10 protein-coding genes and 3 pseudogenes are annotated in these 8,458 nt (G+C 72.3%); 8 read left to right on the top strand and 5 right to left on the bottom strand.

The genetic code is table 11. The annotated features are described in order from the left end of the window. Window positions 1-306: 306 nt before the first annotated feature. Together I5Q34_RS28795 and I5Q34_RS28790 are read left to right on the top strand one after the other, a co-directional pair. Window positions 307-786, top strand: a complete 480-nt coding sequence (locus I5Q34_RS28795) for an inorganic diphosphatase (RefSeq protein WP_199895376.1) — start codon at window positions 307-309, stop codon at window positions 784-786. Window positions 787-808: 22 nt separating this feature from the next. Next, the gene (locus tag I5Q34_RS28790; protein ID WP_199895375.1) at window positions 809-2,260 is read left to right on the top strand and encodes a hypothetical protein; all 1,452 of its coding nucleotides are present in this window, start codon (window positions 809-811) and stop codon (window positions 2,258-2,260) included. A 23-nt stretch (window positions 2,261-2,283) separates the two neighbouring features. Here the strand turns inward: I5Q34_RS28790 and I5Q34_RS28785 are convergent, their stop codons facing one another. From I5Q34_RS28785 to I5Q34_RS28775, 3 genes are all read right to left on the bottom strand, one after another. Next, window positions 2,284-2,697: an SsgA family sporulation/cell division regulator gene (locus tag I5Q34_RS28785; RefSeq protein ID WP_199895374.1), complete on the bottom strand. Its 414-nt coding sequence runs from the start codon at window positions 2,695-2,697 to the stop codon at window positions 2,284-2,286. A gap of 81 nt (window positions 2,698-2,778) precedes the next feature. Next, window positions 2,779-3,498 carry a hypothetical protein gene (locus I5Q34_RS35175; protein ID WP_234429685.1) on the bottom strand — a complete coding sequence of 240 codons (720 nt, stop codon included), beginning with the start codon at window positions 3,496-3,498 and terminating at the stop codon, window positions 2,779-2,781. Window positions 3,499-3,787: 289 nt separating this feature from the next. Next, a complete protein-coding gene (locus tag I5Q34_RS28775) occupies window positions 3,788-4,090 on the bottom strand; it encodes a YciI family protein (RefSeq protein ID WP_199895372.1) in 303 nt (100 codons plus the stop codon). A gap of 50 nt (window positions 4,091-4,140) precedes the next feature. Here I5Q34_RS28775 and I5Q34_RS28770 point away from each other — a divergent pair. Next, window positions 4,141-4,581: pseudogene (locus I5Q34_RS28770) on the top strand (endonuclease V); the annotation flags it as partial. 35 nt (window positions 4,582-4,616) lie between these two features. Here I5Q34_RS28770 and I5Q34_RS35170 read toward each other — a convergent pair. Further along, window positions 4,617-4,790 (bottom strand): annotated as a pseudogene (locus tag I5Q34_RS35170) (IS200/IS605 family accessory protein TnpB-related protein); the annotation flags it as partial. A gap of 57 nt (window positions 4,791-4,847) precedes the next feature. After that, window positions 4,848-5,252 (bottom strand): annotated as a pseudogene (locus I5Q34_RS28765) (IS607 family transposase); the annotation flags it as partial. On the opposite strand from I5Q34_RS28765, the gene I5Q34_RS28760 reads away from it, so the two are divergent. The 5 genes from I5Q34_RS28760 to I5Q34_RS28740 all read left to right on the top strand — a co-directional run bounded on the left by I5Q34_RS28760 (window position 5,190) and on the right by I5Q34_RS28740 (window position 8,429). Then, window positions 5,190-5,564: an endonuclease V gene (locus I5Q34_RS28760; RefSeq protein ID WP_374193069.1), complete on the top strand. Its 375-nt coding sequence runs from the start codon at window positions 5,190-5,192 to the stop codon at window positions 5,562-5,564. The pseudogene I5Q34_RS28765 and the gene I5Q34_RS28760 overlap by 63 nt on opposite strands. 8 nt (window positions 5,565-5,572) lie before the next feature. After that, window positions 5,573-6,520: a dihydrodipicolinate synthase family protein gene (locus I5Q34_RS28755; RefSeq protein WP_199895371.1), complete on the top strand. Its 948-nt coding sequence runs from the start codon at window positions 5,573-5,575 to the stop codon at window positions 6,518-6,520. A 393-nt stretch (window positions 6,521-6,913) separates the two neighbouring features. Then, complete coding sequence (locus tag I5Q34_RS28750; RefSeq protein ID WP_199895370.1) at window positions 6,914-7,801, top strand: helix-turn-helix transcriptional regulator; 888 nt, start codon at window positions 6,914-6,916, stop codon at window positions 7,799-7,801. After that, on the top strand, window positions 7,774-7,992 hold the full coding sequence (locus I5Q34_RS28745; protein ID WP_199895369.1) for a DUF397 domain-containing protein: 219 nt from the start codon (window positions 7,774-7,776) through the stop codon (window positions 7,990-7,992). Before I5Q34_RS28750 ends, I5Q34_RS28745 begins: the two co-directional genes overlap by 28 nt. Window positions 7,993-8,036: 44 nt before the next feature. After that, complete coding sequence (locus tag I5Q34_RS28740) at window positions 8,037-8,429, top strand: MmcQ/YjbR family DNA-binding protein (protein WP_199895368.1); 393 nt, start codon at window positions 8,037-8,039, stop codon at window positions 8,427-8,429. Window positions 8,430-8,458: the final 29 nt, after the last annotated feature.

Below are 8,458 nucleotides of genomic sequence, written 5' to 3'. Positions count from 1 at the left end.
GGCGAAGCCGCGACACGGGGTCCGGGGCGGAGCCCCGAAGCGGGGCGCAGGGGCGCAGCCCCGCAAGGGGGGTCCAGGGGCGCAGCCCTGGCAGGGGTGCAGGGGCGCAGGGGGCGGAGCCCCCGCTCACCGCGCGGAGCGCGGTGCCGGGCCGAGGGCGGAGCCCGGAAGAAACGGTGAAAGGGCGGGCCAGGGGCAAACCCCCCACCCCGCAGGCACCATGGTGCCCGGCCGCCCGTCGCGCCACCATGGGACGCGGCCGCGTCAAAGGTGACGGGCCGTCATCTACCCGAGCGAGGAGCCCCCGTGGACTTCGACGTCGTCGTGGAAATCCCGCAAGGCAGCCGCAACAAGTACGAGATGGACCACGCGCTCGGCCGCATCCGGCTCGACCGGCTGCTCTTCACCTCCACCCGCTACCCGGCCGACTACGGCTACGTCGACGGAACGCTCGGCGCCGACGGCGAGCCCCTGGACGCCCTCGTGCTCTCCGGCGAGGCCACCTTCCCCGGCGTGGTGATCCGCTGCCGGGCGATCGGGATGTTCCGCATGTACGACGAGGCGGGCGAGGACGCCAAGATCCTCTGCGTCCCCGCCGGCGACCCGCGCCATGAACACCTGCGCGACCTGCGCCACCTCCCGCAGTTCGACCGGCTGGAGATCCAGCACTTCTTCGAGGTCTACAAGGAGCTGGAGCCCGGCAAGTCGGTGGACGGCGCCCGCTGGGCCGACCGCGCCGCCGCCGAGGCGGAGATCACCGCGTCCCGGGCGAGGGCGACTTCCTGACGCCGGTGCGGTAGAACGGTCCATGGTCTCCACGCCCCGCGCCGCGCGCGCCGCGCTCCCGGCCGTCGCCCTCGCGTTCGCCGCGCTGCAACTGTGCTACGCGGTCGCGCACATGGACCTCGGCTGGGACGAGACCGTCTACCTCTCGCAGACCGACCCCCACCGCCCCGCCGCCTTCTTCAGCGCCCCCAGGTCGCGCGGCATCAGCCTCCTCGCCGCGCCCGTCGTCGCCCTCACTTCCTCGGTGCCGGTGCTGCGCGTGGTGCTCGCGCTGCTGTCCTCCGCCGCGCTCCTCGCCGCGTACCGGGTGTGGGAGCCGCTGCTCTCCCGGGGCCGCGCCGCCCTCGCCGCCCTGCTCTTCTGCACCCTGTGGACCACCGTGCTCTACGGCCCGCAGGCCATGCCCAACCTCTGGGTCGCGCTGTGCGCGGTCGCCGCCGCCGGCTGGTTCCTGCGCGCCCGGCACGGGCCCGGCCGCGCCACGGCGCTCACCTGGCTCACCGGCACCCTCGCCGCCGCCACCCTCTTCCGCGCGCACGACGGCGTCTGGCTCTCCCTGCCGATGCTGGCCGCCTGCGCGGCCGTACGGGAGTGGCGGCGGCCCGGCACCGTCGCCGCCGTCCTCGGCGGGCCCGCGCTCGGGGGAGTCCAGTGGGCCGTCGAGGCGTACGCGCGGTTCGGCGGCATCGGTGCCCGGCTCCGCGTCGCCGGTGACACCGAGGGCGGCATGGGCGGCCACTTCGGCGGCGGGCTGCGCGCCGCCTACCGCAGCCTCGACGGCCCCCAGCTCTGCCGCCCCTGCCACATCGCGGCCCCGCCGCCGACCCACACGCTGTGGTGGCTGCTGCTCCCCGCGCTCGTCACCGTCGCGTGCGCCCTCGCCGCCCGCCGCCGCGCCGGTGCCGCCGCCGTCCACCTCCCCGTCGCCTGCGCGCTCCTGCTCGCCGCCCCCTACCTCCTGCTGCTCGACTACGCGGCCCCGCGCTTCCTGCTGCCCGCCTACGCCCTCCTCGCGCTGCCCGTGGCCGACCTCGCCGTCCGCGCCGTGCGGAGGGCCCGGCCGTCCCTTCCCCGCCACGCCGTCGCCCTGCTGCTGTGCGCCGTCCTCGCCGGCCACCTCGCCGTCCAGGCGGAGGAGTTGCGGGCGAACGCGGCGGACGCCCGGGACACCACCGTGCGCTACCGCCGCGCCGCCCGGGAGCTCGGCCGCCTCGGGCTGACCGCCCCCTGCCTGGTCACCGGGCCGCGCGCACAGCCCGTCGGCTACGAGGCGGGCTGCGCCTCGGCCCAGACCATGGGCAACAACCGCTCCGCCACCACCGCCGACATCGTCCGGGCCGCCGCGTCCGAGCCCGTCGCTCTGCTCCACGATCCCGGCGACTCCCGTCTGCCGCCGTACGCCCGTAACTGGAGACCCCACCGTCTCCCGGGCACCGACTGGCTCGCGTACATCCCCCTCACGAACAACCCCTGAGCTCCCTTCCGACCGGTCGGTATTCAGATCTGCCGCAGCAGCGCCTCGACGTCGCCGTCGAGGTCCAGGAACCCGGTCTCACCGCCCACCGGCACCAGCGCGTATGAGCGGGCCAGGAAGCCACGCAGTTCCTCGGTGTCGATCTGGATCATCGCGACCCCCTCGGGGGCGTGGAACTCCAGGACCGTGCGGTCCGGGCCGCACGGCCACACCCGGACGTCGCCGCCGCCCGAGGGCGACAGCAGCCCGCCGGCCAGCAGGTCGCGAGCGAAGGCCCACTCGACCTCGGACCCGTCGAGCGAGGCGGCCGGGGGGAAGGCGATGTGCACGGCGAAGGGGTCGGCGGGCTCGTAGCGCAGATGGGCGGGGATCGGGCGAGGGCGCGGGGAGGACGCGATGAGCTGCGCCTGGACGGCCTGATCGATGACAGGGGACAACGCCTGCTCCCTTGCGGTTGGTTGACTGCCGGGCGGTGGGACCCGGGGTTCTACGCACAGGGAGACGGCGGATCGAGGGGGTCAGTGCTTGATTCGGGAGTGATATGCATCACGGCCCTTGAGAAAAACCGGCATTTGGCCTCTGCGCCTACGAAATTCAAGCAAACACGCCAAGTGCCAAGGGATCGTGGCATAGCTGCCTTCCGTGCCCCGCCGCCCCGAACGTCCCTTCCGTCCGGGGCGTCCCCCGGCCCAACACCCGGCCCACCCCGCACAGTTCCGCCGCCCGGTCAGCGCACCGGCAGCACCGCCAGCACCTCCCAGCCCCCCCGGCACCGGTCCCGCCGTCAGCGAACCGCCGATCGCGTCCGCCCGTTCGGCGATCCCGGCCAGCCCCAGCCCGCCGCCGTCACCGGGGGCGCGCCGAGGCACGGCAGGCGCTCGGACGCATTCGTCGCGCACCGACACGAACAGCCGCCCCGCCGACCGCCGGAGCGACACCACGACCGCCCGCGCGCCGGGACAGTGCCGCGCCGAGTTCGCCGGCGCCTCGGCGACGATCCGGTGCACCGAGGCCGCCAGGCCCGGCACCGGCTCCGCGCCGAGGCCCGGGTCCACCCACAGCTCCACGCGCGTGGCCGGGTGCTCGCGCCGGAAGCCCTCGGTCGGTTCGCGCACCCGGTCCAGCCCGTGGAGCGGGTCGCGGTGCGGGCGGTCCTGGCCCGGCACCCGCAGCAGCCGCCGGGCCGTGGCCATGGCCTCGTCGCCGGCGCGCTCGATGTCGCGCAGCGGCGCGGCCACCCGGTCGTCGGGCGCCGGCCGCCTTCGCCGGCAGGGTCATCGCGGCCAGGCGGTGGGTCACGAAGTCATGCAACTCGCCCGCCACCCACAGCCGTTCGGCCTCCCGGGCGGCGGCCACCGCGGCCGTCGTGGCCGCCGCGGCCGGCAGCGTGGTGCGGCGGCGGTGCGCCCGCCGGAGGAATCGGTCATGGACCCATGCTGAGGGCCGGCCGGCGGGCCCGGATCGGCCGGCCACCCGCCCCGGCCGAAAGGATGAACCTTTGACGACTGAGTGCCCTGACCCCCGCCGTCAGGCCGGAGGCCGCTCCTCGCGGTACGTCTCCAGGGCCGGGGCCGTCTTCGTGGGAAGGAACTCGGTGATCGAGTACTCGCACACCCCCGCCACCGAGAACGGGTCGCTCCGGGTGATCTCCTCGATCTTCGCCCGGTCGACGCCCACCGCGAGGATCACCCCGCCGTCCCTCGGCACCTTCCGGCCGGAGGCGATGAACAGCCCGGACGCGTAGTGCGCGTCCAGCCAGGCGATGTGCTCCGCGTGGGCGGCTTCCACGCGCTCCAGGGGCGCGATGTAGGTCAGCTCCAGTACGAACATGATCGACAGGCTACGGGCTCGTCCCTCCCGTCCCGTACCGTGGCCGCGTCATGAACCACACGTCCGATGAACTGCCCCCCGACTGGCCCACCACGGAGCAGCAGGCGCTCGCCGTCCAGCTCGAGCTGCGCACCCGCGTCGTCCTCGACGAGCCCGGGCCGCCGCCCGGCGCGCCGCTCACCGCGGTCGGCGTCGACGTGGCCTACGACGACGAGCGGGACCTCGTCGCCGCGGCCGCCGTCGCGCTCGACGCGCGCACCCTCGACGTCGTGGCCGAGGCCACCGCCGTCGGCCGGGTCGCCTTCCCCTACGTGCCCGGCCTGCTCGCCTTCCGCGAGATCCCGGCCGTGCTCACCGCGCTGCGGCGCCTGGACGCCGACCCCGGCCTGGTGGTCTGCGACGGGTACGGGCGCGCCCACCCGCGCCGCTTCGGGCTGGCCGCGCACCTGGGCGTGCTGACCGGGCTGCCCACGATCGGCGTCGCCAAGAACCGTTCCTAATCAGTGAGCAGGAGTGAGTCTTGGACTCATTCCTGCTTACTGCGGACATCCCGAACGGTTGTGGATGTCCTGGTTGCCCGCGTACTCGCCGCGTCCGGCGGCACGGATCGTGTCCGTGGTCCGGGGATGCGGGGGCGGGGTCCCCCACGCCCAGGGGCACGCCGGTCGGCCTGGACGGTCCGATGCCCGTGCACATCGCTGACCAGCAGGCGACGGCCTGTCGCGGACAAGGTGGCCTCGACAAGCTCGACGTTCATCCGGCCGAGCCGGTCCTTGTGCTCCACCACCACGCAGGTCACGTTCGGGTCGGCCAGCAGACGCCGGGCCTTGGAACGGCAGCCGTTCATCCCGGAAGCGATCTCCGCCTCAACACGAACGACTCGGTGACCGGCCTTCGCCGCCCACGCCGACAGCCGAGCGACCTGGCGTTCCAGATCGGTCTTCTGATCGTGTGAGGACACGCGGGCATACAGGCCCAGACCTCCGATGGCCTCGGGCGTGGTGTTCGCGTCGATATTCACCAGAATCGTGCGTGGCCCGACTCGCTGAGCCGGTACCGGTAACGTCCCCTCACGGAACCAGCGATACGCGGTCTGCGGATGCACGCCCTGCGTCTTCGCCCATTCCGTCAGATTCACGCTCTGACAACGACACTCACTCATGCATGGTTACGCTCACCTACCCGACCTCGCGGACTAGCAGGTCAAGGCCCCTTCACCTTCCGCCACGCGCCGCCCGGCCCGGGCCGGGGCGACTGGTCGCCGCTGCTGGACGGGGACGAGGAGGTGGGCCGGGCTCTGCGCACCCGGGCCGGCGTCAAGCCGGTGTTCGTCTCCGTGGGCCACCGGGTGGGCCTGGACGGCGCCTGTGCCCATGTGCTGTCCCTGGCCCGGGACTTCCGGCTGCCGGAGACGACGCGGCGGGCGGACGCGCTGTGCCGGCGGGCCTTGGTGGAGGCGGTGGCGGGCGGGTAGGAACGGGCATGCCCACGTCCGTTCCTCTGGAGGCCCCCGTGCGACTCTCCGGCTTCGTCCCGCCCCTGTGCACGCCGTTCACCCCCGGTGGTGACGTCGACACCGGCTCCCTGCGCCGGCTCGTCGAGCACCTGCTCGCGGGTGGTGCCTCCGCGCTCTTCGCCCTCGGGACCAGCGGGGAGGCCGCCCATCTGACCGCCGGGCAGCGGCGCACGGTCGTGCGGACCGTCGTCGAGGCGGCGGGCGGGCGGGTGCCCGTGCTCGCCGGGGTCATCGACATGACCACGCCGCGGGTGCTGGAGCACGCGCGCGACGCGGCGGAGGCGGGGGCGGACGTCCTCGTCGCCACCGCGCCGTTCTACAGCGGCGTCCACCCCGAGGAGACCGCCGGCCACTTCCGGTGCGTCCGGGGCGGGGGCGGGCTGCCGCTGCTCGCGTACGACATCCCGTCCTCCGTGCACAGCAAGCTGCCGGGCGAAGTGCTGCTGTCCCTCGCCTCGGAGGGCACCCTCGTCGGCCTCAAGGACAGCAGCGGCGACACGAACGCCCTGCGCCGGCTGCTCGTCGAGCGCCGGCTGCGCGGGCTGGAGTCCTCGTTCTCCGTCCTCACCGGCTCCGAGCTGACGGTCGACGCGGCGCTGCTGATGGGGGCGGACGGGGTGGTGGCCGGGCTGGGGAACGTGGATCCGGCCGGGTACGCGCGGGTGTGCGCCCTCTCGCGCGCGGGTGACTGGAAGGCGGCCGTGGCCGAACAGGACCGGCTGGCGGCCTTGTTCGCGCTGGTGGAGGCGGGGAGCGGGATCAGCTGGACGGCGTCCGCGATCGGGGGGTTCAAGGTGGCGCTGCGCCTCCTCGGCGTGATCGACTGCGCGGCGACGGCGCCGCCGTTGGGGGCGCTGGGGGAGGAAGGGGTGAGGGTGGTGCGGGAGTTGCTGGTGGAGGCAGGGCTTCTCTGAAGGGCATTCGCCCTCCCCGCCCGGTAACGCCCTTCCGTCGACGGGTGACCCTGATTCCGGTGAGAAGTCCGCAGCGGAAAGGAGCGCGGCGCACATGCGCCACGCGCGACGAATCAGCGCTCGGGAGGTCTCACAGGGTGTACAACGGCACGTCCTTGACCAGGCGACTTGGATCGGCAGCACGGTAATGGCGCACAGCGGCGTTGTTCCACCGGTTTTCCGGCGCCTCGCGCTCAGGTTGGCCGGATGCATGCGTCGATCGACGTGTGCGACGTCAGAGGTCGGGCATCACGACAGCAGTAATCGAACGCGGCGTCAGCCGTGTGGATCCGGGTGCCCGGTTCCGCCGACTTGGTATCTGCCCTCACCCCTATGCTCAACCCTGTTCGGGACGTGCGCATCACGAAGAGGCAAGTGGGGTACACAACTATGCCTGGGCCGGAGCCACTTGATCTGTACCAACAGCGTGTAGCGGAGCTCGGCGCGGCCATCAAGGAGCAGCGGCTCGCGAAGGGGTGGACCCAGGCGAAGCTCGGCAGGGCGGTGGCGTTGGACCATACGGCCATCGCGCATTTCGAGAAGGGCCGTCACGTGCCCCGGCGTGACGTTGTACGTCGCATCGACAACGCCCTTGAGGCGCGTGGGCGCCTCTTCAAGCTCCGTGACGGGCTCGACGACAACCCCGACTCCGAGCGCGTCAGGAGGTACCTGGTCAAGCACTCACGAGCAGTCAAGGTCAAGCAGATCTGTTCTCACTGGATGCCTCCGATGCTGGAAACCGAGGAGCACACCCGGTTGTCCCTCGAAGCGGGCATGTGCAGGCGGGGCGGAACCCTGGAAGACAAGGTGGTCTATCGCCGGGAGCTCCGGGCCATCACGCAGAGGGCGAATGCCCCGGCACTCCGTGTCATCATCCGAGAAGCCGTCCTGCACGAAACGATCGGCAACGAGCGCGTCATGCGCGAACAACTGCTCCACCTGATCGATCGATCGCATGACCCGAACATCGAAGTCCGCGTTCTGCCCTTCGGGACGGGGTCTCAAAACCAGGATGTCGGGTTCGTGACCATGTGGGAGGAGCCAAACGGCCGTATGGGGGCGTGGCGCCCTCGGGGTGATGTCTCCGGTTTGTTCGTTGCCGGTCGAGCGGACATCGCCATCCTCAGCCGCCTCTACGATCACCTGCATCGGATCGCTCTCGATCAAGATGCGACAAGGTCTTTTATTGCCAAGGCAGTTGAGGAGTTGTATCCATGTCGGTCCAGCGTGATCCCTCTATAGGGAACTGGCGCAAGAGCTCATACAGCCAAGGCGGCGAGGGCTGTGTCGAAGTCCCCGCCCAGAAGATAACCGGCCTCATACCGGTCCGTGACTCGAAAGACACCGGCCGCAAGCCGATCGTCTTCACGGACGTCTCCTGGGGCGGCTTCGTGGCCGCCGTCGCCGCGCCGGAGGGCCCCCTGGCCCCCTGATCGGGTCGCCTTCCCCGGAGCCGCCACCCCTTACCGTGTGACACATGCACAACAGCGCCACCACCCGTGACAAAATCCGCTCCTTCGCGCTCTCCCTCCCCGGCGCCGCCGAGGAGTTCCCCTGGGGCGACAACGCCGTTGTCAAGGTCAACAAGAAGATCTTCGTCTTCCTCGGCGGTGAAGGGGGGCCGGAGGAAGAGGCCGGCATCGCCGTCAAGCTCGTCGACGAGGAGGCCCACGGCCACGCCCTCGCCGTGCCGGGTGCCGCGCCCACGCGGTACGGGCTCGGGCGGCACGGCTGGGTGTCCGTGCCGCTGCGCACCGGCGACACCCCCGTGGAACTGCTCTGCGACTGGGTCGAGGAGAGCTACCGCACCATCGCTCCCAAGAGACTGGTCGCGGTGCTGGACGCCGGGCCGTCAAATCCGGTCGGCTGAACGAGGCTTGTGGAAACTGGAACACGTTC

Origin of the sequence: Streptomyces sp. AV19 (assembly GCF_015999245.1) — a bacterium.
Lineage (GTDB): Bacteria > Actinomycetota > Actinomycetes > Streptomycetales > Streptomycetaceae > Streptomyces.
The sequence above is the reverse complement of the archived record's forward strand: the minus strand, read 5'-3'. Positions and strand labels throughout refer to the sequence as shown.

What these genes read in the sequence shown, in the direction of transcription:
- I5Q34_RS28790 (WP_199895375.1), top strand. Translation starts at nt 809, where the DNA reads ATGGTCTCCACGCCCCGCGCCGCGCGCGCCGCGCTCCCGGCCGTCGCC.
- I5Q34_RS28775 (WP_199895372.1), bottom strand. Translation starts at nt 4,090, where the DNA reads ATGTTCGTACTGGAGCTGACCTACATCGCGCCCCTGGAGCGCGTGGAA.
- I5Q34_RS28760 (WP_374193069.1), top strand. Translation starts at nt 5,190, where the DNA reads ATGCACGCCCTGCGTCTTCGCCCATTCCGTCAGATTCACGCTCTGACA.
- I5Q34_RS28755 (WP_199895371.1), top strand. Translation starts at nt 5,573, where the DNA reads ATGCCCACGTCCGTTCCTCTGGAGGCCCCCGTGCGACTCTCCGGCTTC.
- I5Q34_RS28745 (WP_199895369.1), top strand. Translation starts at nt 7,774, where the DNA reads ATGTCGGTCCAGCGTGATCCCTCTATAGGGAACTGGCGCAAGAGCTCA.
- I5Q34_RS28740 (WP_199895368.1), top strand. Translation starts at nt 8,037, where the DNA reads ATGCACAACAGCGCCACCACCCGTGACAAAATCCGCTCCTTCGCGCTC.